We start from the raw sequence: 25,680 nt of genomic DNA on the forward strand, positions 1-25,680 counted from the left end.
CATGACTTTATGGGCTTTGCTGGTTGAACAGCCAGCGTATTTCCTGACTCTTGCCACGGTGCTCGGCCTGCTGGTGGGCAGCTTTATCAACGTGCTGGTGTACCGCCTGCCGATCATGCTGGAGCGGCAATGGCAGCGTGAGGCGCAAGAGGTATTGGGGCTGCCGACCACGCAGCACGCGCGTTTCGACCTGTGCCTGCCCGCCTCCCGGTGCCCACACTGTGCGCACCGGATTCGTGCGTGGGAGAACATTCCGGTCATCAGTTACCTGGCCTTGGGCGGGCGCTGTTCGTCCTGCAAAAACCGCATCAGCCTGCGTTACCCGGTAGTGGAAGTGGCCAGCGCGCTGCTGTCGCTGGTAGTGGCCTGGCGCTTCGGCGCTTCGGTAGAGGCGTTGCTGGCTCTGCCGCTGACCTGGTGCCTGCTGGCGCTGAGCCTGATCGATGCGGACCACCAGCTGCTGCCGGATGTGCTGGTGCTGCCGACCATGTGGCTAGGGCTGATCGTCAATGCCTTTGGCATCCATGTGCCCCTGGCCGACGCACTGTGGGGCGCAGTGGCCGGGTACCTCAGCCTGTGGACGGTGTACTGGGTGTTCAGGCTGGTCACCGGCAAGGAAGGCATGGGCTATGGCGATTTCAAGCTGATGGCGCTGATCGGGGCATGGGGTGGTTGGCAGGTGCTGCCGTTGACGCTGCTGTTGTCGTCGGTGGTAGGGGCGCTTGTTGGCCTGTGCCTGCTGCGTTTTCGCCGGCATGCCTTGGGCACGGCTATCCCGTTTGGCCCTTATCTGGCAATTGCGGGGTGGATTGCCGTGCTCTGGGGTGATGAAATATACGCCTCATACATGCAACTGCTTGGATACTGATGACCACTGCGGCCTTTACCCCCTGGATTCTCGGCCTGACCGGCGGCATTGGTAGCGGCAAAAGCGCCGCTGCCGAGCGCTTTGTCGAGCTTGGCGTGCACCTGGTCGATGCCGACCAGGCCGCGCGCTGGGTTGTCGAACCTGGCCGCCCCGCCCTGGCCAGCATCGTCGAGCGCTTCGGCCCGGGCGTGCTGCAGGGCGACGGCCAGCTCGATCGCGCCGCCCTGCGCCAGCTGATATTCGCCGACCCGGCGCAACGCAAATGGCTGGAGCAACTGCTGCACCCGCTGATCGGTCAGGAGATTTTCAGCTATCTGGCCAAGGCGCAGTCGCCATATGCGGTGTATGTGTCACCGCTGCTGATCGAATCGGGGCAGTACCACAAGACCCAGCGCGTGCTGGTGATCGATGCGCCGCAGGACCTGCAAATAGCGCGTACCCTGGCGCGGGACAACACCAGCGCCGAGCAGGTGCAGGCGATTCTTCAGGCCCAACTGGCCCGTGAGGATCGCCTGCGCCATGCCGATGATGTGGTGGTCAACGACGGCGGCCTGGCCGCGCTGCATGAGCAGATTGACCGCCTGCACCACTTTTACCTGACTTTGAAAGGAGGCCAGCCATGAGCCAGCCATTGACCGTCGATTGCCCGACTTGCGGCGCGCCTGTGGAATGGAGCGAAAAAAACGCGTTCCGACCGTTTTGTTCGGACCGTTGCAAGCTGATCGACCTGGGCGCCTGGGCGGCTGAGGAACACAAGATTCCGGGGTCGGAAGAGTCCGAGGATGAGCTGTATTCGGGGGACCTGGAGCCGCGGCATTGAGCTGATCCACAAATACAACGCGGGCCCACAACCCGCGCGGTACCTGTGGAAGCAGGCGCCGCAGTGGATGGCACGGGCTTCGCCCGTGTTCGCGGGCATGCCCGCTCCCACAGTGAGAGTGCAACCTCTGAGTGCTGTGCATTACCCCCGAAGAGGCCGGCACAGCCACCACACATTCACCGCTCATCTTCCTTCCAGGGCGCCTGCAGGTACCGTGTGCGGTTGAAGGTTTCCAGCCACTCGGGGCAAAACACCACCAGCGCACTGATCACCATGCCGTTGATGAACGCCTCGGGGAACATCATCAGCCACAGGTAGCCCACAAAGTCGCTGAGCCACTCCGGCAGGGCAAAACGCCCGTCCAGCCACAACACCCCTAGCGCTGCGGGGACGCAAACCAGCACGGTCAGCGCGGCCGGAAAAAAACCCGAACAAAAGATGTAAACGAACAGGTTGCGGGGCTGGGCACGCTCCACCAATACCGCGCACACCTCGGTAATCAGCACCGGCAAGCCAACCAGCAACAAACCATTCAACCCCAGCGCCGCCAGGTCCTGACGCCCCAGCGCCAGCAAGCCGAGCTGGGCCATGAACCCACCCAGCACCGCCAGCGGCCAGTCCAGCAACAGGGTGACCGCCGTCATGCCAATAAAGTGGTACGACACCCCGGTATCAAAGTCGCGCCGCACCAGCCACAGCGCAAACAGGCAGAACACCGTGCCAAACAGCAAATGCTGGCGGCGCCGGTCGGTAAACAGTTCCACCCAGCGAACCCGGCTGACCGCCCAGATCAGCAACGGCACATAACCCAGCCAGCCAAGGGTAAGGGTGGTGCCGGATAACACCTGCGCGCTGATCACCTGAACAATACCCTTTGCGGCCATGTGGATAAAACCGAGTCTACACCCTTTCTCCCATTCCTTCGGCTGCGGTAGGCTGACGCTTCCATTCGATGCAGGAAGCATTGGTCATGCTGGAAGGAACCAACCCCGCCCTGCTACTGGCAGCGGCCCTCAACGCCACCATCGGTGTAATTCACCTGGCCATCATCGCCGTGGGGCCGCGTTGGTACCGTTTGTTCGGGGCCGGTGAGCGCATGGCGGTGGCCGCCGAGAAGGGCCGCTGCTACCCGGCGCTGATCACCGCCGCCATCGCCTGCGTGTTGCTGGCCTGGTCGGCCTATGCGCTGTCGGCTGCCGGGGCGATCGGGCGGCTGCCCTTGCTGCTGCCAGTCATTTGCCTGATCACCCTGGTGTACTTGCTACGCGGCCTGCTGGGGCCAGTATTGCTGGCGGGCACCGGGCGTTCGCAGCGTTTTATCGTGGTCAGTTCGCTGATCTGCCTGGGCTTTGGCTTGGTGCATCTGGTCGGGCTGGTGCAGCAGTGGCCGGTGCTGGGCTGATTCTCACGCTTAAACAGCATCTTACCGTCATCGATTAGCGGCTAAGCTTGTCTGCATGGATGACTCAGACTACCTGCGCCTGCTTACCATCCAGGCCGAACAAGCCAATGCATTTCTCTCCAACGCCCGTAAGTGGGAGCGGGAGCGTTGGGTGTGCCAGCGCCTGTTGCAGGGGCTGAACATTCCCTACCGCAGCGAGGACTTCACCCCGGCGGGGCAGGAGCCACCAGACGTGCTGTTCCGCGACGCCGCCTTCGAGGTGTTTTTCGTGCTCGACGAGGGCCGCCGGCTGAACGATGAATGGCGCGAGGAGCTGCAGCGGCGGCGCAGTGCGTTTTCCCTGGCGCAGCTGGTACGCCGCGAAGCACGCCCACGGCGCATCAGTGCCACCGAACTGCTGGGGCGCCTGGCGCCCACCTTGCGCAAGAAGGCGCACAATTACCGGGAACGCGGGCTGGAGCTGAACGAACTGGACATCATCGCGTTCTCCAGCCTCAAGCGCGAAGTGCTCGACCTCAACACCCACTTCCCGCCGCCTACCGAATACCTGCGCCAGGGCTGGCGTTCGTTGTCGCTGGTTGGGCCAACCTTTGCCCGGGTACTGTTTGCCCACCCCGATGCGCCGGATTTCCTGCGCGGTAACCTGGGCCGCAGCATCGTCTTCGACGTAGGCATCAGTCTTTGATCCAGTGCAGCGACTGTTTGCGATGGCGTACACTCGGCGCCAGGGATAGAAAGCATTATCATTTGTTTCAAGCGCCTGCGCGAACGCTGTAGCGTTTGCGCAGTCACAAACGTCTACCTGACGAGGCCCACCATGACCAGCCGCCTGAACCCGGAAGATCAGCGTCGTGTCGATGAGTATCTGCGAGCCCCCCAGCACCAAGTCGAGCGCAGGCCCTTCCGGCCGTGGCTGCTCCTTGTGCTGGTGCTGGCCGTGACCATCGGGTTGGGTCTCATCAGCCGCCTGCTGAGTGGACTGGTGCTATGAGCTGCTTCGCGCTCGCCCTCCCCTCGTGCAGTTTGCGGCCGGCCCCCAGGGCCACGCATTCCGTAAACCTTATGAGATATTCCCATGACTCATCGCATCGTGATTGTCGGCGGCGGCGCCGGCGGCCTGGAACTGGCGACCCGCCTGGGTAAAAGCCTGGGCAAGCGCAAGCAGGCCGAAATCACCCTGGTCGACACCAACCTCACGCACATCTGGAAGCCGCTGCTGCACGAAGTGGCCGCCGGCTCGCTGAACTCCTCGGAAGACGAGCTGAACTACGTGGCTCAGGCGAAGTGGAACCACTTCAATTTCCAGCTGGGGCGCATGAGCGGCCTGGACCGTGAAGGCAAACAGATTCAACTGGCTGCCACCCTCGACGAAGAGGGCCGCGAGCTGCTGCCTGCGCGCACCCTGGGCTACGACACCTTGGTGATCGCCGTGGGCTCCAACACCAACGACTTCGGCACCCTGGGCGCAGCGCAGCACTGCCTGTTCCTGGATACCCGCAAGCAGGCCGAGCGTTTCCACCAGCAACTGCTGAACCACTACCTGCGTGCCCACGCCGGCGACGTGGCCAGCGAGAAAATCAGCGTAGCCATTGTCGGCGCCGGTGCCACCGGTGTAGAGCTGGCGGCCGAGCTGCACCACGCTGCCCACGAGCTGGCGGCCTATGGCCTGGACCGCATCCAGCCCAAGGACATGCACATCACCCTTATCGAGGCGGGCCCGCGCGTTCTGCCGGCGCTGCCGGAGCGCATCAGCGTACCGGTTCACAAAACCCTGGAAAAACTCGGTGTGAAGGTGATGACCAACGCCGCAGTCAGTGAAGTGACCGAGGACGGCCTGAAAACCAAGGACGGTGAAGTGATCCAGGCCAGCCTGAAGGTGTGGGCAGCCGGTATCCGCGCGCCAGGTTTCCTCAAGGACATCGATGGCCTGGAAACCAACCGCATCAACCAGCTGGTCGTGCGCCCTACCCTGCAAACCACCCGCGACGACAACATCTTCGCCTTCGGTGACTGCGCCGCCTGCCCGCAACCTGGCAGCGACCGTAACGTGCCGCCGCGCGCACAGGCGGCGCACCAGCAGGCATCGATGCTGGCGCAAAGCCTGAAGGCGCGCCTGGAGAACAAGGCCCTGCCGACTTACGAGTACAAGGACTATGGCTCGCTGGTGTCGCTGTCGCGCTTCTCGGCGGTGGGCAACCTGATGGGTAACCTGATGGGCAGCGTGAAGCTGGAAGGCTGGCTGGCGCGGATGTTCTACGTGTCGCTGTACCGCATGCACCAGATGGCGCTGTACGGGTTCTTCCGCACGGCGTTGATGATGCTGGGCAGCAAGATTGGCCGGGGCACCGAGCCGCGCCTGAAGTTGCACTAACAGGCGCCCGCATGCCCTGCATGGCGCGGGTTTACCTTTGAATGCGATGGTGGCTGCACTGCCGCATTCGCGGGTGAACCCGCTCCTACAAAGGGGCGGTGTGGCAAAGGGATACAGGTCGGATTTGCACCGATAGCGCATTTTTCGGGGCAAAAGAAAAAGGGCATCTCATGCGAGATGCCCTTTGTTCATGGTGGGTCGTGTAGGATTCGAACCTACGACCAATTGGTTAAAAGCCAACTGCTCTACCAACTGAGCTAACGACCCAAAAATGGTCGGGGTGAGGGGATTCGAACTCCTGACATCCTGCTCCCAAAGCAGGCGCGCTACCGGACTGCGCTACACCCCGAGTGTTTCAAAAAAAAGGGCATCTCTTTGGAGATGCCCTTTTCTACATGGTGGGTCGTGTAGGATTCGAACCTACGACCAATTGGTTAAAAGCCAACTGCTCTACCAACTGAGCTAACGACCCGGAAAATGGTCGGGGTGAGGGGATTCGAACTCCTGACATCCTGCTCCCAAAGCAGGCGCGCTACCGGACTGCGCTACACCCCGAGATTGGCTCCGCGACCTGGACTCGAACCAGGGACCCAATGATTAACAGTCATTTGCTCTACCGACTGAGCTATCGCGGAACTGAACTTCGGTACAACTCCGAAGACTGTGTTCGCTTCGGACCCTTTAGCTTCTTCGCTTTCGCGTTGTCGCTGCTGAGGCCGGCTATTCTACATTCTTCGTTTTGCTTGTCAACCACTTTTTTTCATTCAACTTACTGATTTGTAAGTTGTTTTGCGATCGCCGATGTTGCTGGTGATTCGCTTAGTGCCTGACAACGCGGCGTATATTAGGGGCACTCTAAATTTGATGCAAGCAAAAATTTCAAAAATTTCAGTCGGTTACCCCGGATTGGCGCAAAGGCCCGAAATAGCTGGGCTGTGCCGGCATTGGCAACAGGCAAAAAAAGCCCCGCAAACGCGGGGCTCATGGTGCAACACAATCAGCCAAAGACGATTTCGTCGCCTTCCACCTTGGCGGTGATCGCCGAACCCGGCAAGAACTTGCCTGCCAGAATCAGCTGCGCCAGCGGGTTCTCGATCCAGCGCTGGATCGCACGCTTCAGCGGCCGCGCACCGTACACCGGGTCGTAACCCACGGCAATCAGCTTGTCCAACGCCTCTGGGCTCAGGCTCAGCGACAGTTCGCGCTCCAGCAGGCGGCTGCGCAGGCGGCCCAGCTGGATTTCGGTAATACCGGCAATCTGCTCGCGGCCCAAAGGCTCGAACACCACCACTTCGTCGATGCGGTTGATGAACTCCGGACGGAAGTGCGCCCCCACCGCATCCATCACTGCAGCACGCTGTGCCTCGCGGTCACCCACCAGTTCCTGAATCTGCGCGGAACCCAGGTTGGAGGTCATCACGATCACGGTGTTGCGGAAGTCCACGGTGCGCCCATGGCTGTCGGTCAGGCGGCCGTCTTCCAGCACCTGCAACAGCACGTTGAACACATCCGGGTGGGCTTTTTCCACCTCGTCCAGCAGCACCACCGAGTAAGGCTTGCGGCGCACGGCCTCGGTCAGGTAACCGCCCTCTTCATACCCTACATAGCCTGGTGGTGCACCGATCAGGCGCGCTACGGAATGCTTCTCCATGAATTCGGACATGTCGATGCGCACCATCGCCTCTTCCGTGTCGAACAGGAACTCGGCCAGCGCCTTGCACAGTTCGGTCTTGCCCACACCGGTCGGGCCGAGGAACAGGAACGAACCACTTGGCCGGTTCGGGTCGGACAGCCCGGCACGTGAGCGGCGTACGGCGTTGGCTACGGCGGTTACCGCCTCGCTCTGGCCAATCACGCGCTGGTGCAGCAGCTCTTCCATCTTCAGCAGCTTCTCACGCTCGCCTTCGAGCATCTTGGCCACAGGAATGCCGGTCCACTTCGACACCACTTCGGCAATTTCTTCCTCGGTGACCTTGTTGCGCAGCAACTGGTTGTCGGTCTTGCCGTGCTGGTCGACCATCTGCAGGCTGCGCTCCAGGTCCGGGATCACCCCGTACTGCAGTTCGGCCATGCGGTTCAGGTCGCCTTTGCGACGGGCGGCTTCCAGCTCCTGGCGAGACTGCTCGATCTTTTGCTGGATCTGCGCCGAGCCCTGCACTTCAGCTTTCTCCGAAGCCCAGATTTCTTCCAGGTCGGAATACTCACGCTCCAGCCGCTCGATTTCCTCGGTCAGCTTCTCCAGGCGCTTTTTCGCCGCTTCGTCTTCTTCTTTCTTCAGCGCCTGCGACTCCACCTTCAGCTGGATCAGGCGGCGATCAAGGCGGTCGAGCACTTCCGGCTTGGAGTCAATCTCCATGCGGATGCGGCTGGCCGCTTCGTCGATCAGGTCAATGGCCTTGTCCGGCAGCTGGCGGTCGGTGATATAGCGGTGGCTGAGCTTGGCCGCTGCGATGATTGCACCGTCGGTGATGGCCACCTTGTGGTGCACTTCATAGCGCTCTTTCAGGCCACGCAGGATGGCGATGGTGTCTTCCTCGCTCGGCTCCTCGACCAGCACCTTCTGGAAGCGGCGCTCCAGGGCGGCGTCCTTTTCGATGAACTGGCGGTACTCGTTCAGCGTGGTGGCACCTACGCAATGCAGCTCGCCGCGGGCCAGGGCCGGCTTGAGCATGTTGCCGGCGTCCATGGCGCCCTCGCCTTTGCCGGCGCCAACCATGGTGTGCAGTTCGTCGATGAACAGGATGATCTGGCCTTCCTGCTTGGACAGTTCGTTCAGCAGGCTTTTCAAGCGCTCTTCGAACTCACCGCGGTACTTGGCACCGGCAATCAGCGCGCCCATGTCCAGCGCCAGCAGGCGCTTGCCTTTGAGGCCGTCGGGCACTTCACCATTGATGATGCGCTGGGCCAGGCCTTCGGCAATGGCGGTTTTACCCACGCCAGGCTCACCGATCAGCACCGGGTTGTTCTTGGTACGGCGTTGCAGCACCTGCACGGTACGGCGGATTTCATCGTCACGGCCAATGACCGGGTCCAGCTTGCCCTCTTCGGCACGCTTGGTCAGGTCGACGGTGTATTTGTCCAGCGCCTGGCGCGATTCCTCGGCGTTGGCGTCATTCACTGCCGCGCCGCCACGCAGGTTGTTGATGGCATTTTCCAGCGCTTTCTTGCTCACGCCCTGGCTCAGCAGCAGCTTGCCGAGCTTGCTGTTTTCGTCCATGGCGGCCAACAGCACCAGCTCGCTGGAAATGAACTGGTCGCCCTTCTGCTGTGCCAGGCGGTCTGCCTGGTTAAGCAGGCGTGCCAAGTCCTGCGACATGTTCACGTCGCCGGTAGGGTTCTGTATTTTCGGCAGTTGGTCGAGCTCTTTCACCAGCCCCTGGCGCAGGCCATTGATGTCAAAGCCTACCTGCATCAGCAGCGGTTTGATGGAGCCGCCCTGCTGTTCGAGCAGCGCCTGTAACAGGTGCACGGGCTCGATGGCAGGGTGGTCCATGCCAACGGCCAAAGACTGGGCATCGGATATTGCAAGTTGCAGCTTGCTGGTTAAACGGTCTATTCGCATGGTGTACCTTCCTTTAAAGGGCAGGTCGGAGCGATGGACAGCGCCTGTTTATAAAGAAACCTGCCTGAGATGACTTTATAGATAAGGCTGATTCTGGAAGATTCAAGCGTAGCGGGGTTGACCAAAGTCAACCTGTTGGATTAATGGGGGCCATTCGCGGGCATGCCGCCCCCACAGTTACACCACCGGTTTCAACGTTTGCGGAATCTCTGTGGGAGCGGGCGTGCCCGCGAAGAGGCCGGTACAGGCTAGCGCGGGTCCAGCCAGACCAACGATGCAAAACGCCCACCCTGCGGGGTACGGCGATAGGAGAAGAACCGCGCATCACTGACCGTGCACAAGCCACCGCCATAAACAGCAGTCACGCCACGGGCAGCCAGGCGAATACGCGCCAGCTCATAGATATCCGCCAACAGCTTGCCTGGCCGTTCGCCGTCGACGAATGCCCGAGCTGCTTGCGGGTGCACGGCGGTAAAGGCATCACGCACTTCCAGCCCCACTTCGAACGCTTGCGGGCCGATGGCAGGCCCCAACCACACCAGCACCTCTTCTGGCGGCAGCGCCAGCCGGTCCAGCGTGGCTTCCAGCACGCCACCCGCCAGCCCACGCCAGCCAGCATGCGCCGCCGCCACGCGGGTGCCGGCACGGTCGCAGAACAACGCAGGCAGGCAATCGGCGGTCATCACGGTGCAGGCAATGCCAGGCTGGCGGGTCCAGCTGGCATCGGCCTCGGCCACCACGGCCGGGTCGGCATCCGCCACCACCCGCCCATGCACCTGCTTGAGCCAGGCCGGTTGGATGGCGAACTGTTCACTCAGGCGGCGGCGGTTCTCGGCGACCGCGGCAGGGTCATCCCCAACATGGTCGCCGAGGTTGAAGGTTTCATAGGGCGGCAGGCTGACGCCACCCTGACGGGTGGTGACACAGGCGCGGACCGAAGCCGGGGCCGGCCAGTCGGGGAACAGCAACGCCTGCGTCAGCTCACTCATCCGATGAAGCTCTCGCGGTCCTGGTTCAGCAGCGACAGCAACCAGACGAAGTCATCCGGCAGTGGCGATTCCCACTTCATGACTTCACCGGTAATCGGGTGGGCCAAGGCGAGGAAACGCGCATGCAGCGCCTGGCGCGGGAAGGTCTTGACCGCCTCGACCATGGTCGGGCTGGCAGCGGGCGGAATGCGGAAGCGCCCGCCGTACGTCTGGTCGCCAACCAGTGGGAAACCCACGTGGGCCATGTGCACGCGAATCTGGTGGGTACGGCCGGTTTCCAGCTTGACCCGCACGTGGGTGTGCGAGCGGAAGCGCTTGAGTACGCGGTAGTGGCTGACCGCCGGCTTGCCGCCGTCGGTTACAGCCATGCGCTGGCGCATGCCGCCGTGACGGCCGATGGGCGCGTCGATCTTGCCACCGGCAGTCACCACGCCAATCACGATGCACTCGTAGATGCGGCTGACCTTGCGAGCCTGCATCTGCTCGACCAGCTTGGTCTGCGCCTGCAGGGTCTTGGCCACCACCATCAGGCCGGTGGTGTCCTTGTCCAGGCGGTGCACGATACCGGCGCGCGGCACGTTGACGATGTCTGGAACATGGTGCAGCAGCGCGTTGAGCAGGGTGCCGCTGGCATGCCCGGCCGCCGGGTGCACAACCAGCCCGGCAGGCTTGTTGATCACCAGGATGTGGTCGTCTTCGTAGACGATATCCAGTTCGATATCTTCTGCGATCCACTCGCCCTGGGCCTCTTGTTCGGCCTCCAGGGCAAGCTGAGAGCCACCATGAACAAGGTCTCGAGGGCGCACGACTGCACCATCGACCGTCAGGCGGCCCTCTTTGATCCACGAAGTTAGCCGCGAACGCGAGTACTCGGCGAACAATTGGGCGGCGACCTGGTCGAGGCGTTGGCCGCCCAGTTCGGACGGTACCTCTGCGCTAAGTTGAATGATCTCGGACATGCTCGATTCGGCGGGCGCACAGCCTTTGGTTTCGGCTGCGAGCTTGTGGTTAAATACGGCTTCTTTTGTCCCGGGGTTGGCCGGGGCGCTCATCATAACAGGACGGCACCGCCCAAGACAGCGGCCGTCAAAGGGACGCAAGCCGCCATGCGAGTGAAACACCTGCTGCTGATCGCCATCCTCGGGCTTACCGCGGCCTGTTCCTCTAATAAAGAGGTCATTGACGAGAACCTCAGCGAGGCCGAACTGTACCAGCAGGCCCAGGCTGATCTGGACAACTCCAGCTACACCAGCGCCGTGAACAAGCTCAAGGCCCTGGAGTCGCGCTACCCGTTCGGCCGCTATGCCGATCAGGCGCAGCTCGAGCTGATCTACGCCAACTACAAAAATTCCGAGCCCGAGGCCGCCAAGTCGGCCGCCGAGCGCTTCATCCGCCTGCACCCGCAGCACCCGAACGTCGATTACGCCTACTACCTCAAGGGCCTGACCTCGTTCGACCAGGACCGTGGCCTGCTGGCGCGTTTCCTGCCGCTGGACATGACCAAACGTGACCCGGGCGCCGCCCGCGACTCGTACAACGAGTTCGCCCAGCTGACCAGCCGCTTCCCCAACAGCCGCTACGCGCCAGACGCCAAGCAGCGCATGATCTACCTGCGCAACCTGCTGGCTTCGTACGAAATCCACGTGGCCGACTACTACCTGAGCCGCCAGGCTTATGTAGCAGCTGCCAACCGTGGCCGCTACGTGGTCGAAAACTTCCAGGAAACCCCGTCCGTCGGTGACGGCCTGGCCGTGATGGTCGAGTCGTACCAGAAGCTGCACCTGGACGAACTGGCCGCCACGAGCCTGGAAACCCTCAAGCTCAACTATCCGGACCACCCGAGCCTGGTCGATGGCGAGTTCCAGCCCAAGCAGACCGAGTCTGACGGCCGCGGCTGGCTGTCCAAGGCCACCTTGGGCCTGATCGAAACCGATACCCCGCTACCGCCAGGCGAAACCCGCGCCAACCAGGACGTGGTCAAGCAGTTCCAGGACGCGCGCGACGAGATGCCGCGAGAGCTGCTGCCTAAAGACGAGAACGGCGACCCGATCGTGCCGGAAGGCCCGAAAGAAGCCGAGAAAGACCGTTCCTGGTTCAGCTACATGACCTTTGGTCTGTTCGACTGACCTTCAGTGGTGAATGAAAGGGAGGCCTTGGGCCTCCCTTTTTTATTGGCCGCGTCCTAGACTGTCGGCTTCTTCAATCGACAAGCTGGACATCATGGTTCGCCTACTTTTCTGGATCGCCCTGATCGCCGCCGCGTTCTGGCTGTGGCGCAAGTACAAAGTCAGCCAGCAGTCGCACCCCGAGGCGAAGCTGGATGCGCCGCTGAAGATGGTGCGCTGTGCCCATTGTGGCGTGCACCTGCCCAACGACCGTGCGCTGCAGCAGGGCAATGAGTGGTATTGCAGCCAGGCCCACCTGCAGCAGGGCCCTGGCCACCAAGACTGAACACGATGTCTGTTCAATCCTGAAACCAATTCGAAATCTGTGGGAGCGGGCTTGCCCGCGAAGCAGGCACCACGGTGTATGGCACCGGCTTCGCCGGTGTTCGCGGGCACGCCCGCTCCCACAGTTTTTATCTGCAATTTCGTGTTCCACATATCCCTCCCCGACCCTTTCACACCATTTACGACCCCTCCCCCCCGCCAGCATTGACCCGTCCGGCCAAAATTCGCTAAATCCTATTTATCCGCATAAATATGAAAAATAGCGAAATGCTCAAACCCAAACGCAAGCGCCAGAAGCTGTCCGATGTGATCGTCGAATCAGTCAAGCGCTCGATCGTCACCGAAGCGCTGCACCCCGGCGACCGCCTGCCCACCGAGCGTGAGCTGATGGAGCATTTCGAATGTTCCAAGGGCACCGCCCGCGAAGCGCTCAAGGCACTGGAGGTAGAGGGCCTGGTCAGCACCCGCACCGGCCCGACCGGGGGGGCCTACCTGAACGAAGTGGGCACCGAGCCAGCCAGCCGCGCACTGCGCAACTACCTGCACTTTCAGCACCTGGACGGTGAACAGGTGTACCAGCTGCGCAAAGTCATTGAGGTAGAACTGGCGGTGTCGGTGATGGGCAAGCTGAGCGAAGCCGATTACGCCGCGCTGCAGGCCAACATCGACTTCTGCAGCGCGCCGGAAGACAGCGAGGAAGGCCAGCGTGAGCAGCGCTTGGCGGAACTTGAATTCCACACCTTGCTGGCCAACCGCTGCCCCAACCCGTTGCTGCGTTTCATGGCGGTGTTCCTCAACGACCTGCTGCGCGACCTGGTGGTGCTGAAAAAGGCCTACCTGCCCAAGCGCCAGCAGTTCGCCGCCGCCAACATCGGCTACCACAAGCAACTACTGACCGCCTTGCGCGCCAGCGACGAACCCGCCGTACGCCGGCTGATGCACGAACACATGTGCGACGCCGAGCACCACATGACCGCGCTGGAAGGCGAGGTTGCCCGTAACTTCCTGCTGGAGTTCGATCACCACCACTGATGCGCCTGTAAAGAGGCCTGCACACAGGCCCGGCCTTACCCGCTTTGTCATTGCCACTCCTGCCTAATAACCACAAACAAGGAGTTACTCATGCAAAGACGTACCCTGCTCAAGGCAGGCCTTGCCCTGGGTGCCTTAGGTAGCCTCCCCTTGGGGGCACACCGGGCATTCGCCGACCAACCGCTGACCTTCTATGGGCTCAAGTCCATGTCGGGCGCCTTCGCCAGCTACGGCAAGTACGCCGACATGGGCTCGCGCCTGGCCATCGCCGAGCACCCGCAGTTGCTCGGCCACCCGCTCAAGTACAAAGTTATCGACACCGAAGGCAACGCCGGCAAGGCGGTGCGCAAGGTGCAGGAAGCCATCGGCCAGGATGGCGCACGCTTCTTCCAGGGGTGCACCCTGTCGTCTTCGGCACTGGCGGTGTCCAAGGAGATCCACAAAGCCGGCGGCGTGTTCATGACGCCTGTGGGCGCCGATGAAATCACCGGCAAGGACTGCAATGCCTCAACCTTCCGCTGGTCGGTGCCCACCTATGGTGCCATCCGCGAAACCCTGGTGCCGATGAGCCGCCAGCTGCCCCAGGCCAAGCGCTGGTACACCATCACCCCGCAATACGTATTCGGCGATGCCCTGCTGGACAACGCCCGCAAAGTGTTCGCCGAGCTCGGCGTGGAACACATCGGCAACAGCTACCACTCGCTGCAGGAGCAGGAATTTTCCGGCTACCTGACCAACGCCATCGCCGCCAAGCCCGACGTGCTGGTGCTGCTCAACTTCGGTAGCCAGGCCTCCAACGCCCTGCGCCAGGCGGTCAACTTCGGCATCAAGGACCGCATGAAAGTGCTGATGGTGTGGTCTGCCGGCCTCGACCAGTTCCAGGAACTGGGCAGCGACGTGCTCGAGGGCGTGTACCTGGGTGCGCAGTACTGGCACCAGGTCGACACCCCGCTGAACAAACAGTTGGTCGCCGCCACCCGCAAGGCCTATGGCATCAACCCCAACTACCCGCTGGCCGCCGACTACATCGGCACCAAGGTGATGCTCGAAGCCATCGTCAAGGCCGGCAGCCTGGACGGGGCCGCCGTGTCTGCGGCATTGCAGGGCATGCGCTTCCAGGGCCCGACCGGCGAAGAACTGATCCGCCCGGGTGACCACCAGGTGCTCAAGGACTACTACCTGCTGCGCGGCAAGCCCCAGGGGCAGATGCGCGACGAGGACGACCTGGCCGAAGTCATCAGTTCGGGCCGCTCGTTCGTCGAGGTCAATCACACCGGTTGCGCCCTGGCCTGAAGCTGCGGCGTTAGTCACAAACACTTGTACAGGCAGCCGCCCGGCGCGCTGTCGAGGGCACGCTCATGCTCGATTTGTACCTGTTCCAACTGCTCAACGGCCTGGGCCTGGGGATGATCTACTTCCTCATCGCCGTGGGCCTGACGATCATTTTCGGCCTGCTCAACTTCGTCAACTTCGCCCACGGCGCGTTTTTCTTGCTGGGCGCCTACCTGTGCTACACCGCCGTGGCCGTCACCGGCAACTTCTGGCTGGCGCTGCTGATTGCGCCACTGGTGGTGGCCGCGCTGGCCTGGGCGGTCGAGCGCCTGTTGATCAAACGCATCTACCACCTGCCGCACACCTTCCAGATCCTCGTCACCCTCGGCATCGCGCTGATCATCCAGGAAGCGTCGGTGCTGATCTGGGGCCCGGTGGGCAAGAACATTGCCGTGCCACCCGAACTGCGCGGGGTGCTGATACTCGGCGACTTCATCTACCCCTACTACCGCTTGTTCCTGATCGGCTTCGCAGCGCTGATCGGTATTGGCCTGTGGCTGCTGCTGGAACGCACCCGTTTCGGCGCACTGGTGCGGGCCGGTAGCGAAAGCACCGAAACCGTGTCGCTGTTGGGCACCAACATTTTCCGCCTGTTCTCCCTGACATTCGCCCTGGGCGTGGGCCTGGCCGGTGTGGCGGGTGTGCTGTTCGCGCCGCTACGGGGCGCCCAGCCCTTCGTCGGCCCGGAAATCCTCGGCATTGCCTTCGTGGTGGTGGTGATTGGCGGCATGGGGTCGTTCGGCGGGGCGCTGGTTGGCGGCCTGCTGGTGGGTGTGGTGCAAAGCATGATGACCAGTCTCTGGCCGCAAGGTGCCAGCCTGATGATCTATGGCGCCATGGCAGCAGTGATTCTGGTCCGTCCCTACGGCCTGTTCGGGAGAGCCTGAGATGAGCGAGAAAAACCCATTGCCAGTCGCCAAGGGCCGCGCCCCGGCGCTGCTGTCGCTGGTAGTTGCCAGCCTGGTGGCGCTGCCGCTGTTGTTGCCCTCTGCCACCCTGGCCACCGAGATCCTGATCTTTGCCATGGCCGCACTGGCCTGCAACCTGCTGCTCGGCTACACCGGACTGCTGTCGTTCGGCCAGGGCATCTTCTTTGGCGTGGGCGCCTATGGCGCAGCGCTGCTGATGATCCACCTGCAGTGGGGCATGTTCGCCGCACTGCTTGGCGCAGCTGTGTTCGGCGCCCTTCTCGCGCTGCTGGTGGGCGCACTGGCGATCCGTCGCACGGGCATCTACTTCGTCATGCTGACCCTGGCCTTCAGCCAGATGGCCTACTTCCTGGCCTATACCCTCAGCGACTGGACCGGCGGTGACAACGGCCTGCTCGATGTGCCACGGCCGAATATCGAAATCGCCGGCCATGTGCTGGTCGACCTGGCCGATCCGCGGCACTTCTATGTGTTCGTCGCGGTGCTGTTCCTGTTGATCTTCGCCGCAGCCCTGCGGGTGATCCGTTCGCCGTTCGGCAGCACCCTGCTGGCTATCCGTGAGAACGAGACCCGCGCCGCTGCCATCGGCTACGACACCCGCCATTTCAAGATTCTGGTGTTCATGCTGTCGGGCGCCATCACCGGCATCGCCGGGGCGCTGTACGCCATGCTGCTGCACTTTGCGCCGCTGTCGAACATCGACCTGATGATGAGCGAGAACATCCTGATCATGACCATCGTCGGTGGCACCGGCTCACTGTTCGGCTCGCTGCTGGGGGCCGGCGCCATCGTGCTGCTGGGTGACGTGCTGTCGGAGCTTTGGCCACGCTGGCTGATGCTGCTGGGGGTGATCCTGATTCTGGTGGTGGTGTTCATGCGTGGCGGCCTGTGGGGCGGCCTGACCGAACTGGGCAAGCGCCTGCTGGCCACCCGCAATGCCGATGACAAACCCCAGGCCAAGACCAAGGAGACCCTGTGATGAGCGACTACCTCCTGGAAACCCGCCAGCTGGAGCTGGCTTACGGGCCGTTCAAGGCGGTCGCGGGCGTTGACCTCAAAGTGCGAGCCGGCACCATCCACACCATTATCGGCCCCAACGGCGCTGGCAAGACCAGCCTGTTCCACTGCCTGACCGGCGAACGTCAGGCCACTGCCGGCAAGATCCTGTTCAATGGCCAGGACATCATTCGCAAGCCGTCCCACGGGCGGGTGGCACTTGGCATGGCGCGTTCGTTTCAGCTCACCAGCCTGTTCCAGAACCTTTCCGTGCGCGAGAACCTGCGCCTGGCCGCCCAGGGCCGTGATGGCCTGGGCGCGCTGAACTTCTGGCGCAGTGTCGAGCACAAGCGCAGCCACTGGAACACCGCCGACCAGGTGCTGGAGCGCCTGAAACTGAGCGCCCGTGCCGACACCCTGGCGGGCGAGCTGTCGCACGGCCAGCAAAGAGTGCTGGAAGTGGGCATGTCGATCTGCGCCAAGCCCACCCTGCTGATGCTCGACGAACCCACTTCGGGCATGGGCATCGACGACATCCCGGTGATGACCGACCTGATCAGCGACCTTGGGCGCGACCATACCGTGCTACTGATTGAACACAACATGAGCATTGTCATGTCGATCAGCCAGCGCATCACGGTGATGAGTCACGGCCAGATCCTGGTCGAGGGTACCCCTGAACAGGTGCGCAACGACGAGCGCGTACGCACCGCCTACCTTGGAGAGGCCGCCTGATGCTCAACGTCGATTCGATCCATTCCTACTACGACAAGAGCCATGTGCTCGAAGGTGTCTCGCTCAAGGTTGAGGCTGGCGAACTGGTAACGCTGCTGGGGCGCAACGGTGCAGGCAAGACCACCACCTTGCGCAGCATCCTTGGCATCGTCCGCCCACGACAGGGGCAGATCAGCTTCAACGGCCAGCAGTTGGTCGGACGCGAAATTTTCGATATCGCCCGGCTCGGCATTGCTCTGGTGCCGGAACACCGCGGCATTTTCCGCCAGCTCAGCGTGGAGGAGAACCTGAAGATTGCCGTGCGCAAGACCAGCCGCTGGCAGCTGGAGGACGTGTACAGCATGTTCCCGCGCCTGAAGGAGCGTCGCCGCAACGGTGGCTTTGCCCTGTCCGGTGGTGAGCAACAGATGCTCGCTATCGCCCGCGCCCTGCTCAACGGCCCCAAGCTGCTGATCCTCGACGAGCCCACCGAGGGCCTGGCCCCGGTGATTGTCGATGAACTGGTGAAGATCCTGCGACGGATCAAGGACGAAGGGCTGTCGATCCTGCTGGTAGAGCAGAACCTGATGGTCTGCGATGCCCTTGCTGATCGCCACTATGTGCTGGAGCAGGGCCGCGTCGCTTACCAGGGCAGTGCGGCGCAGTTCCGCGAGGACCCGAGCATCAAGAACCGGTACCTGGCCCTTAGCGCCTGACCCGACCGTGCTTACCTGTACCGGCCCTTTCGCGGGTAAACCCGCGCCTACAAAGGTGTAACCACCCTCAGCCCTGCGAGGCCTTTGTAGGAGCGGGTTCACCCGCGAATAGGCCGGTACAAGCCACCCAGTAATTTCAGGAGAGATGAACCATGAACACCCGCATCGATCCCTCGCAGCACCTGCTCGGCCAAGGCCCGTTGGTCAACCGCGAGCGCCTGTGGCAATCATTGATGGACCTGGCCCAACTCGGCGCCACCGCCAAGGGTGGCGTATGCCGCCTGGCCCTGACCGACCTCGACCGCCAGGCGCGCGACCTGTTCGTCCACTGGTGCGAAGAGGCCGGCTGCAAGGTCAGCGTCGACGCCATCGGCAACATCTTCGCCCGCCGCCCCGGGCGCAACCCTGCCCTGCCGCCCATCATGACCGGCAGCCACATCGACACCCAACCCACCGGCGGCAAGTTCGATGGCTGCTACGGCGTCATGGCCGGCCTCGAAGTGATGCGCACGCTCAACGACCTGCACCTGACCACCGAAGCCCCGCTGGAAGTGGTGGTATGGACCAACGAAGAAGGTTCGCGCTTCCCGCCCTGCATGATGGGCTCGGGCGTGTTTGCCGGTAAATTCGGCTTGCAGGAAACCCTGGACAAGGTCGATGACCAAGGTCTGTCGGTCGGCGCTGAGTTGCAGCGCATCGGCTACGCCGGCCCGCGCGTGCCTACCGGGCACGCCGTGGGCGCCTACTTCGAAGCACATATCGAACAAGGTCCGGTGCTGGAAGACCAACGCACCACCATCGGCGTGGTCCAGGGCTGCCTGGGGCAGAAATGGTTTGACCTGACCCTTACCGGCGTCGAGGCGCATGCCGGCCCCACGCCCATGCACCTGCGCAAGGACGCATTGGTCGGCGCAGCCGAGGTGGTGGCTGCGGTCAACCGCGTCGCTCACGCGCACCAGCCACATGCCTGCGGCACGGTCGGCTGCCTGACCTTGCACCCAGGCTCGCGCAACGTTATCCCCGGCCAGGTGCACATGACCATCGACCTGCGCCACCTCGACCCTGGGCACCTCGACGCCATGGTCAGCGAAGTGTGCGCAGCCATCGAAAACAGCACGGCGAAACATGGCCTGAGCTATCAGTTGACCCCGACAGCCGACTTCCCGCCGCTGTACTTCGCCGAGCAGTGCGTGGATGCCGTGCGCCAAGGGGCGCGTGCGCTGGGCCTGAGCCACATGGATATCGTCAGCGGCGCCGGTCACGATGCAATCTTCCTCGCCGAGCTGGGCCCGGCCGGGATGATCTTCGTGCCATGCGAAGGTGGCATTAGCCACAACGAAATCGAAAATGCCGCGCCCCAGGACCTGGCCGATGGTTGCGACGTCCTGTTGCGCGCCATGTTCCAGGCCGCCAACCCGGGAGCCCGTTGAAATGACCCAGAAAACCGCGATTGGCGAACTCACCGCCGTCGAACTGCTCGAACTGTACCAGCGCCGCCAGTTGTCACCCGTCGAGGTGGTCGACGATGTGCTGGCGCGCATCGACCTGCATAACCCGGCGGTCAACGCCTACTGCCATGTCGACGGCGAAGGTGCCCGCGCCGCCGCCCGTGCCAGCGAACAGCGCTGGCAACGTGGCCAACCCTGTGGCCGACTGGATGGTGTACCCGCCTCGATCAAGGACCTGACCCTGACCCGCGGCATGCCTACCCGCAAGGGCTCGCGTACTACCTCGGGCGCCGGCCCATGGGAGGTCGATGCGCCCTTCAGCGCCTTCATGCGTGAAGCCGGTGCAGTGCTGGTAGGCAAGACCACCACGCCGGAGTGCGGCTGGAAAGGCGTGACCGACAACCCGCTTTACGGCATTACTCGCAACCCTTGGGATACCAGGCTGACTGCCGGTGGTTCGTCTGGTGGTGCTGCGGCAGCCGCCGCGCTGAACCTGGGGGTGCTGCATCAGGGCAGCGATGCCGGTGGTTCGATTCGCATCCCCTGCGCCTTTACCGGCACCTTCGGCATCAAACCGACCTTCGGCTATGTACCGCAATGGCCGGCCAGCGCCATGACCGTGCTGTCGCACCTGGGGCCGATGACGCGTACCGTGGACGACTCGGTGCTGATGCTCGACTGCGTAGCGCGCCCCGATGCCCGCGACGGTTTGGCCGGCGCACCCCGGCAGGCGCCTTGGCTCAGCCAGCAGCAAGATCTGAGCGGGCTACGCATCGCCTACAGCGCCAACTTCGGTTACGTGCAGGTCGCCCCACAGATCCAGGCACTGGTGGCGCAAGCGGTGCAGCGCCTGGCGCGGCTGGGTGCGCAGGTAGAGGAAGTGGACCCGGGCTTCAGCGACCCGCTGGAAACCTTCAATACCCTGTGGTTTGCCGGTGCGGCGCGATTGGCCAGTGCCTTGAGCGATGAGCAGAAAGCGTTGCTTGACCCGGGGCTGCGCTGGATCGCCGAACAAGGCGCACAGATCAGCCTTGGCGAATACACTCAGGCGCTTGAGGCCCGGGCAGAATTGATTGCGAAGATGAATGCCTTTCATCAGCGATATGACGTGCTGGTATCGCCGATGCTGCCGTTGGTGGCGTTCGAAGCCGGACAGAACGTGCCGCCTGGATCGGGGATGGCGCAATGGATGGAGTGGACGCCGTTCAGCTATCCCTTCAACCTGACCCAACAGCCGGCAGCCTCGGTGCCCTGCGGGTTTACCCGCGAGGGGTTGCCGGTGGGCCTGCAGGTGGTGGCCGGGCGCTTTGCTGATGAGCAAGTGCTGCGGGTGTGCAAGGTGTATGAGCAGCATTATCCGAGCCGGCACTTGCAAGCACCGATTACTGGCTGAAATCTGTATTGGCTTCTGCGGCCCTTTCGCGGGTGAACCCGCTCCTACACGCACCGATTACTGGCTGAAATCTGTATTGGCTTCTGCGGCCCTTTCGCGGGTGAACCCGCCCCTACACGCACCGATTACTGGCTGAAATCTGTGTTGGTTTCTGCGGCCCTTTCGCGGGTGAGCCCGCTCGTGTAGGAGCGGGTTTACCCGCGAAGAGGCCCTCAGCCCAAACGCCCTTCTGGCGCATACGGCGCCGGGTCGATAATCGGCTCGGCCCCTGTCAGCAAATCGGTAAACAGCTGGCACGAAGCCGGCGCCAGCACCAGCCCATTGCGATAATGCCCGCAGTTCAGCCACAACCCTTCATGCCCCGGCACAGGCCCAATGTAAGGGATGCCTTCTGGCGACCCCGGCCGCAGTCCCGCCCAGTGCGCCACCACTGTGGCGCCTTCAAGCTCTGGCAACAAGTCCACCGCCGATGCCTTCAGGCTTTCCAGCGCATCCCCGGTCGGGGTCTTGTCATACCCGGCGTGTTCCAGCGTGCTCCCCACCAGAATGTGCCCGTCACGTCGCGGGATTGCATAGCGCCCCTTGGCCAGCACCATGCTCGGCAAGAAGTCTTCAGCGCACTTGAACAGGATCATCTGGCCCTTCACGGGCTCCACCGGCAGTTCAAGGCCAAGGGTGCGCAACAGGTCGCCACTCCAGGCGCCTGCGCTGAGCACAACCTCATCCGCCGCCAATACGCCATCAGCCGTCTGGACACCGGTCACGCGCCCCTTTTCCTGCACGAAGCCGGTGATCTGGCAGTGTTCGCGCAAGGTCACGTTCGGCAGCGCCAGCAACGCCGCCTTAAGCGACTTGACCAAGCGTGGGTTGCGCACATTGGCCACGCCAGCCATGTAGATGGCGTGCTTGAAGCCCGGGCCCAGCACCGGCACCGCATCGTAGGCCGCCGAAATATCCACGGCACTGAGCGGCCGCTGCTCACGCACAGCCCAGGCCAATGCTTCGGCCTCATCGTCCAGGTCGAGCCAGTACAGCCCGGTGGTGTGAACTTCGGGGTCGACGCCGGTGCTGGCGAACAGACGCTCGCCCAGCTGTGGATAAAAGTCCTGCGACCAGTGCGCCAGAGCGGTCACGGCGGGGCTGTAACGCCACGGGTACAACGGCGAGACAATGCCACCGCCAGCCCAGGACGACTCTCGGCCAACCTCGCCCTGATCGCACACCACCACCTGGCCGACCTTGGCTGCCAGGTTGAATGCCGTCAGCAGGCCGATCACCCCGCCGCCAACCACCACTACTTGCTTGCTCATCTGTCGATCCAACACCTGAAGTAAAACCGCGATGCACCGGGCATCATTGAACCTTCAACTTCCCCAACAGTGCGTGCTGTGCACAACGGCGCCCGGATTGTGCTGCACGCCAGCCTGGTCGAGCTGGAAATCGCCACAGCCATCCTGCGCCATCAGCCCATGCGGTAGCCGCCGGGCGCGCAGCGTGAAGGTGTCACTGTCGCGCTGGGCCTGCAGGCTGTAGTAGCGGGTACCTTCGGGCAAGACCAGGTCGCCCTCGGCGTATTGGCCAGTGCGCACGCGGTGGCGCTCCAGGCGCAGGGCGGCATCATGCAGCAAGCCAACCACTTCGCTGCGCGCGGCTCGCCGAAGCTGGTCGCTGTAACTGGGGTAGGCAATGGCTGCCAGAATGCCGGTCACGGCCAGCACAATCAACAACTCGATCAGGCTCAAGCCTTGCTGCATGTCAGTCTCCTCGCAATCTTTGCCGCCAGGTGATGCGTTGGGTTTGATTGCCGGCCACGGCGTAGACCGCTTCCAGCACATGCCGTGAGCGGCTTTGCTTGCTGACGGCGGTAATCCGGAACAGGCTAACCGGCTGCCCTTCGGGCATGTGCGCGGCACGTGTGCTGACACCCAGGTTCTGCAGCTGGAAAAAGCCGGTCTGGGTTCCTTGCCACTGCCCAACCAGATCGTGCGGCCTGGGCGGTGGCAGGCACGCGTTACAAACGTCAGGGGGCGCCCGTTCAAGTTCGCGTACCCCAGCCAGCAAAGTGGCCTCAGCCTCTTCCAGCGCCATCAGGCCATCGCTCAGGTAGCCGGTCATCCGCGATTCCACCAGCGCGTCGCGCAGGGCAGATGTGGCAAGCAGGCCCAGCAGGACGCTCAGGACCAAGGCCAGTAGAAGAACCACGCCACGCTGGTGAGTCATGAAGCGGGGACCGGGTTGCGGATTGCGACGCTCAACTCATGGCGCTGCTGAACCTTGAGCGTGGGTTCGTAAAGCGTCAGGCTGATATCCACCCGTTCTCCCCCCACCATCTGCACACGCTCCACACGCATCGCCTGCACATTATCAACCAACGGTTGAAATTTGCTGTTTCCGCGTTTGAACCTCAGCTTATCGTCCTGGAGCTGGTAGACATACCTGCTGACCGGGTACACCAGTGGGTCCCCAGCCTTGCGCGCTTCATCGACAGACACTTCGGTCAGGCAATTGGTGTGCAGAAACCAGTCAGGTCGGCCAGCTTGCCCAGGCAACTCCGCCACGATCAGGCTGAGGGTGGACGCTTCGATCACCAGGGGGCGAGCGAAGACCTGCTGTAATGCCGGGTCATCGAAATCGGAAGGTTTCAGGCGCAAACAGCCAAACATGCCGGCCATGCGAATATCCTGGGCCATGCGCAGCAACGCCTGCCGCGCCTCATCCTGCATGCGCAGCGCAGTACTTTGCAGGCGCCAGGCCTGGTGAGCCGATGCAAAGAGCTGACTGGCGGCCGCCAACAGCATCAACCCGATAGTCAGCGCCAACATCAGCTCAACCAAACCAAAACCACGTTGGCCGCGCCTCATCGACGCCCCCGTTCATGCTCGCTGTGCGCCGCCATTGCCGCCTGCCCATTGCGACGCGCGCTGTCCACAGCCTGCAAGGCCTGCAGTTGCAGCCCCGCTGCGGCGAACATACCCACGGCCACGACCACAACCGCCAACAGCACTTCCAGAAGCGTCATGCCCCCTTGCCTTTCGTGCATCCCTGCACCTCCTGCGACTTTTCCCGTCATTGCTTTCAACTTGGGCGACTGGACCTCTTGTCCAACCGCCAGGAAGCTATAGCCAAGCACGTCCAGGGAGGAATGCACGGTGAAGCAACGCGGCGTAACACTGATACAAATGTTGTCGGCCTTGGCCGTGGCGGTCTTGCTGACCCAACTGGGCATGCCGGCCTACGCCCGAATGAGCGATGACCTGCACCGGGCGGCGGCTGCCCGTGATCTGGCGCAGGCGCTGCGCAGTGCACGCAGCCATGCGCTGTTGCAGGGTCAGCCGGTGCTGGTGCTGGCGCTGGACGGTAATTGGGGGAATGGGTGGCGGGTAGTGCTGGAGCATAACCGGCAGGTGCTGCGCGAACAGCGCCTTCCAAAGCCGCTGAAAATAACCAGCAATCGCGGTGAGCAGTTCAAATTCAGTGCGCTGGGCGTGCCAATGACGTTGGGCAACAGCTGGTTGGGCGCAACACTGGAAATGTGCGAACGCGCCGCTGCTCGCAGCCGATATCAGGTGGTGCTGGCATCAAGCGGCAGAGTCAGGTTGCTTACGGAGGACCTGAGCAATGACCGCTGCTAGCGCGGTCATTGCAGGAACAGTCTTGAGTCGCGCAAGGGCTGCAAAGCAGCCCCTGCATTGGCGGCGGTGCTGCCCGTCAGATCAGCGAGCGAACCCGCAGTTCTTTGGGCATTGAAAAGGTGATGTTCTCTTCGCGCCCGTCCAGCTCTTCAGCGCCAGTAGCGCCCCAGGCCTTGAGCTGTTCGATCACGCCACGCACCAGCACTTCGGGTGCCGAAGCACCGGCGGTGATGCCGATCCGCGCGGTCTGGTCAAACCAGCCGCGTTGCATGTCCTCGGCACCGTCGATCAGGTAGGCCGGGGTGCCCATGCGCTCAGCCAGCTCGCGCAAACGGTTGGAGTTGGAACTGTTCGGGCTGCCCACCACCAGCACCACGTCGCTCTCGCCGGCCAGTTGCTTGACGGCGTCCTGGCGGTTCTGGGTGGCGTAGCAGATGTCGTCCTTGCGCGGGCCACCGATGTTCGGGAACCGCGCACGCAGCGCATCGATGACGCGGCTGGTGTCGTCCATCGACAGTGTTGTCTGGGTGACGAAAGCCAGGTGGTTCGGGTCGCGCACCTGCAGGTTGGCAACATCTTCCTCGTCTTCGACAAGGTAGATGGCGCCGCCGTTGCTGGCATCGTACTGGCCCATGGTGCCTTCGACTTCCGGGTGCCCTTCGTGGCCGATGAGAATGCACTCACGGCCATCGCGGCTGTACTTGGCCACTTCGATGTGAACCTTGGTCACCAGCGGGCAGGTGGCATCGAACACTTTCAGGCCACGGCCAGCAGCTTCCTGGCGCACAGCCTGGGAAACACCGTGGGCACTGAAGATGACGATGACATCGTCCGGCACTTGGTCCAGCTCTTCGACAAAGATGGCGCCGCGGTTACGCAAGTCTTCCACCACGAACTTGTTGTGCACCACTTCGTGACGCACATAGATCGGCGGGCCGAAGACTTCCAGCGCGCGGTTGACGATCTCGATCGCCCGGTCGACCCCGGCGCAGAAGCCGCGCGGGTTGGCGAGTTTGATTTGCATGC

General features: G+C 62.8%; 28 protein-coding genes and 5 tRNA genes. 18 read left to right on the forward strand and 15 right to left on the reverse strand.

Features of this window, described 5'->3' with window-relative positions; translation table 11 throughout:
- Position 1 precedes the first annotated feature (1 nt).
- From ACF8FG_RS02780 to yacG, 3 genes are read left to right on the forward strand one after another with little or no spacing between them, the layout of a single operon-like run.
- Positions 2 to 868: an A24 family peptidase gene (locus ACF8FG_RS02780; protein WP_318075734.1), complete on the forward strand. Its 867-nt coding sequence runs from the start codon at positions 2 to 4 to the stop codon at positions 866 to 868.
- The gene (coaE, locus tag ACF8FG_RS02785) at positions 868 to 1,491 is read left to right on the forward strand and encodes a dephospho-CoA kinase (RefSeq protein WP_014589601.1); all 624 of its coding nucleotides are present in this window, start codon (positions 868 to 870) and stop codon (positions 1,489 to 1,491) included. Before ACF8FG_RS02780 ends, coaE begins: the two co-directional genes overlap by 1 nt.
- Entirely contained in the window at positions 1,488 to 1,688 is a 201-nt protein-coding gene (gene yacG, locus ACF8FG_RS02790) for a DNA gyrase inhibitor YacG (protein ID WP_014589600.1), read from the forward strand. Before coaE ends, yacG begins: the two co-directional genes overlap by 4 nt.
- 176 nt (positions 1,689 to 1,864) lie before the next feature.
- On the opposite strand, the gene ACF8FG_RS02795 is transcribed toward yacG, so the two are convergent.
- Entirely contained in the window at positions 1,865 to 2,572 is a 708-nt protein-coding gene (locus ACF8FG_RS02795) for an energy-coupling factor ABC transporter permease (RefSeq protein WP_076402508.1), read from the reverse strand.
- 86 nt (positions 2,573 to 2,658) lie between these two features.
- Here ACF8FG_RS02795 and ACF8FG_RS02800 point away from each other — a divergent pair, with 86 nt between their 5' ends.
- The 4 genes from ACF8FG_RS02800 to ACF8FG_RS02815 all read left to right on the forward strand — a co-directional run bounded on the left by ACF8FG_RS02800 (position 2,659) and on the right by ACF8FG_RS02815 (position 5,461).
- Positions 2,659 to 3,090: a hypothetical protein gene (locus ACF8FG_RS02800; protein WP_014589598.1), complete on the forward strand. Its 432-nt coding sequence runs from the start codon at positions 2,659 to 2,661 to the stop codon at positions 3,088 to 3,090.
- Between the two features lie 55 nt (positions 3,091 to 3,145).
- On the forward strand, positions 3,146 to 3,775 hold the full coding sequence (locus tag ACF8FG_RS02805; RefSeq protein WP_003247546.1) for a DUF1780 domain-containing protein: 630 nt from the start codon (positions 3,146 to 3,148) through the stop codon (positions 3,773 to 3,775).
- Positions 3,776 to 3,907: 132 nt separating this feature from the next.
- Entirely contained in the window at positions 3,908 to 4,081 is a 174-nt protein-coding gene (locus ACF8FG_RS02810; protein ID WP_008091951.1) for a DUF3094 domain-containing protein, read from the forward strand.
- 84 nt (positions 4,082 to 4,165) lie between these two features.
- Positions 4,166 to 5,461 carry an NAD(P)/FAD-dependent oxidoreductase gene (locus ACF8FG_RS02815; RefSeq protein ID WP_003247549.1) on the forward strand — a complete coding sequence of 432 codons (1,296 nt, stop codon included), beginning with the start codon at positions 4,166 to 4,168 and terminating at the stop codon, positions 5,459 to 5,461.
- Positions 5,462 to 5,652: 191 nt separating this feature from the next.
- Here the strand turns inward: ACF8FG_RS02815 and ACF8FG_RS02820 are convergent.
- From ACF8FG_RS02820 to rluD, 8 genes are all read right to left on the reverse strand, one after another.
- Positions 5,653 to 5,728 (reverse strand) — tRNA-Lys (locus ACF8FG_RS02820).
- A 5-nt stretch (positions 5,729 to 5,733) separates the two neighbouring features.
- Positions 5,734 to 5,810: transfer RNA gene (locus ACF8FG_RS02825), tRNA-Pro, on the reverse strand.
- Positions 5,811 to 5,857: 47 nt separating this feature from the next.
- Positions 5,858 to 5,933, reverse strand: a tRNA-Lys gene (locus ACF8FG_RS02830).
- Positions 5,934 to 5,939: 6 nt separating this feature from the next.
- Positions 5,940 to 6,016 (reverse strand) — tRNA-Pro (locus tag ACF8FG_RS02835).
- Positions 6,017 to 6,020: 4 nt separating this feature from the next.
- Positions 6,021 to 6,096, reverse strand: a tRNA-Asn gene (locus tag ACF8FG_RS02840).
- Positions 6,097 to 6,458: 362 nt separating this feature from the next.
- On the reverse strand, positions 6,459 to 9,023 hold the full coding sequence (clpB, locus tag ACF8FG_RS02845; RefSeq protein ID WP_019437916.1) for an ATP-dependent chaperone ClpB: 2,565 nt from the start codon (positions 9,021 to 9,023) through the stop codon (positions 6,459 to 6,461).
- A gap of 248 nt (positions 9,024 to 9,271) precedes the next feature.
- Positions 9,272 to 10,012, reverse strand: a complete 741-nt coding sequence (gene pgeF, locus ACF8FG_RS02850; RefSeq protein WP_014589596.1) for a peptidoglycan editing factor PgeF — start codon at positions 10,010 to 10,012, stop codon at positions 9,272 to 9,274.
- Positions 10,009 to 10,971, reverse strand: a complete 963-nt coding sequence (gene rluD / locus ACF8FG_RS02855) for a 23S rRNA pseudouridine(1911/1915/1917) synthase RluD (protein ID WP_049588123.1) — start codon at positions 10,969 to 10,971, stop codon at positions 10,009 to 10,011. Before rluD ends, pgeF begins: the two co-directional genes overlap by 4 nt.
- A gap of 147 nt (positions 10,972 to 11,118) precedes the next feature.
- Here rluD and ACF8FG_RS02860 point away from each other — a divergent pair, with 147 nt between their 5' ends.
- The 10 genes from ACF8FG_RS02860 to ACF8FG_RS02905 all read left to right on the forward strand — a co-directional run bounded on the left by ACF8FG_RS02860 (position 11,119) and on the right by ACF8FG_RS02905 (position 21,022).
- Positions 11,119 to 12,138: an outer membrane protein assembly factor BamD gene (locus ACF8FG_RS02860; protein ID WP_004577276.1), complete on the forward strand. Its 1,020-nt coding sequence runs from the start codon at positions 11,119 to 11,121 to the stop codon at positions 12,136 to 12,138.
- Between the two features lie 94 nt (positions 12,139 to 12,232).
- The gene (locus ACF8FG_RS02865) at positions 12,233 to 12,463 is read left to right on the forward strand and encodes a PP0621 family protein (protein ID WP_019437915.1); all 231 of its coding nucleotides are present in this window, start codon (positions 12,233 to 12,235) and stop codon (positions 12,461 to 12,463) included.
- A gap of 266 nt (positions 12,464 to 12,729) precedes the next feature.
- Positions 12,730 to 13,494, forward strand: a complete 765-nt coding sequence (locus ACF8FG_RS02870) for a FadR/GntR family transcriptional regulator (RefSeq protein WP_019437914.1) — start codon at positions 12,730 to 12,732, stop codon at positions 13,492 to 13,494.
- 90 nt (positions 13,495 to 13,584) lie between these two features.
- Positions 13,585 to 14,787 (forward strand): ABC transporter substrate-binding protein, encoded by a 1,203-nt coding sequence (locus ACF8FG_RS02875; protein ID WP_019437913.1) that lies wholly within the window; start codon positions 13,585 to 13,587, stop codon positions 14,785 to 14,787.
- 65 nt (positions 14,788 to 14,852) lie between these two features.
- Positions 14,853 to 15,713 carry a branched-chain amino acid ABC transporter permease gene (locus ACF8FG_RS02880; protein WP_003247565.1) on the forward strand — a complete coding sequence of 287 codons (861 nt, stop codon included), beginning with the start codon at positions 14,853 to 14,855 and terminating at the stop codon, positions 15,711 to 15,713.
- Position 15,714: 1 nt separating this feature from the next.
- The gene (locus ACF8FG_RS02885; RefSeq protein WP_014589591.1) at positions 15,715 to 16,734 is read left to right on the forward strand and encodes a branched-chain amino acid ABC transporter permease; all 1,020 of its coding nucleotides are present in this window, start codon (positions 15,715 to 15,717) and stop codon (positions 16,732 to 16,734) included.
- Positions 16,734 to 17,486, forward strand: coding sequence for an ABC transporter ATP-binding protein (locus tag ACF8FG_RS02890; RefSeq protein ID WP_014589590.1), 753 nt, complete (start codon positions 16,734 to 16,736; stop codon positions 17,484 to 17,486). The genes ACF8FG_RS02885 and ACF8FG_RS02890 overlap by 1 nt, the downstream gene beginning before the upstream one ends.
- Entirely contained in the window at positions 17,486 to 18,181 is a 696-nt protein-coding gene (locus ACF8FG_RS02895; protein ID WP_009683015.1) for an ABC transporter ATP-binding protein, read from the forward strand. The genes ACF8FG_RS02890 and ACF8FG_RS02895 overlap by 1 nt, the downstream gene beginning before the upstream one ends.
- A 152-nt stretch (positions 18,182 to 18,333) precedes the next feature.
- Complete coding sequence (locus tag ACF8FG_RS02900) at positions 18,334 to 19,611, forward strand: Zn-dependent hydrolase (protein ID WP_318075695.1); 1,278 nt, start codon at positions 18,334 to 18,336, stop codon at positions 19,609 to 19,611.
- A gap of 1 nt (position 19,612) precedes the next feature.
- A complete protein-coding gene (locus ACF8FG_RS02905; RefSeq protein ID WP_318075693.1) occupies positions 19,613 to 21,022 on the forward strand; it encodes an amidase in 1,410 nt (469 codons plus the stop codon).
- A gap of 212 nt (positions 21,023 to 21,234) precedes the next feature.
- Here ACF8FG_RS02905 and thiO read toward each other — a convergent pair whose 3' ends face one another.
- From thiO to ACF8FG_RS02930, 5 genes are read right to left on the reverse strand one after another with little or no spacing between them, the layout of a single operon-like run.
- Positions 21,235 to 22,332, reverse strand: a complete 1,098-nt coding sequence (gene thiO / locus ACF8FG_RS02910) for a glycine oxidase ThiO (RefSeq protein ID WP_135199443.1) — start codon at positions 22,330 to 22,332, stop codon at positions 21,235 to 21,237.
- Positions 22,333 to 22,386: 54 nt separating this feature from the next.
- Positions 22,387 to 22,776, reverse strand: coding sequence for a type IV pilin protein (locus ACF8FG_RS02915; protein WP_318075690.1), 390 nt, complete (start codon positions 22,774 to 22,776; stop codon positions 22,387 to 22,389).
- Between the two features lies 1 nt (position 22,777).
- On the reverse strand, positions 22,778 to 23,242 hold the full coding sequence (locus ACF8FG_RS02920) for a hypothetical protein (RefSeq protein ID WP_070383407.1): 465 nt from the start codon (positions 23,240 to 23,242) through the stop codon (positions 22,778 to 22,780).
- Complete coding sequence (locus ACF8FG_RS02925; protein WP_014589584.1) at positions 23,239 to 23,883, reverse strand: PilW family protein; 645 nt, start codon at positions 23,881 to 23,883, stop codon at positions 23,239 to 23,241. Before ACF8FG_RS02925 ends, ACF8FG_RS02920 begins: the two co-directional genes overlap by 4 nt.
- Positions 23,880 to 24,062: a prepilin-type N-terminal cleavage/methylation domain-containing protein gene (locus tag ACF8FG_RS02930; protein WP_014589583.1), complete on the reverse strand. Its 183-nt coding sequence runs from the start codon at positions 24,060 to 24,062 to the stop codon at positions 23,880 to 23,882. Before ACF8FG_RS02930 ends, ACF8FG_RS02925 begins: the two co-directional genes overlap by 4 nt.
- A 109-nt stretch (positions 24,063 to 24,171) precedes the next feature.
- On the opposite strand from ACF8FG_RS02930, the gene ACF8FG_RS02935 reads away from it, so the two are divergent.
- Complete coding sequence (locus tag ACF8FG_RS02935; protein ID WP_019436798.1) at positions 24,172 to 24,654, forward strand: GspH/FimT family protein; 483 nt, start codon at positions 24,172 to 24,174, stop codon at positions 24,652 to 24,654.
- A gap of 76 nt (positions 24,655 to 24,730) precedes the next feature.
- Here the strand turns inward: ACF8FG_RS02935 and ispH are convergent, their stop codons facing one another.
- Positions 24,731 to 25,678, reverse strand: a complete 948-nt coding sequence (gene ispH / locus ACF8FG_RS02940; RefSeq protein ID WP_004577287.1) for a 4-hydroxy-3-methylbut-2-enyl diphosphate reductase — start codon at positions 25,676 to 25,678, stop codon at positions 24,731 to 24,733.
- Between the last annotated feature and the right edge of the window lie 2 nt (positions 25,679 to 25,680).

The organism is Pseudomonas sp. YQ_6, assembly GCF_043103245.1.
Classification (GTDB): Bacteria; Pseudomonadota; Gammaproteobacteria; order Pseudomonadales; family Pseudomonadaceae; genus Aquipseudomonas; species Aquipseudomonas alloputida.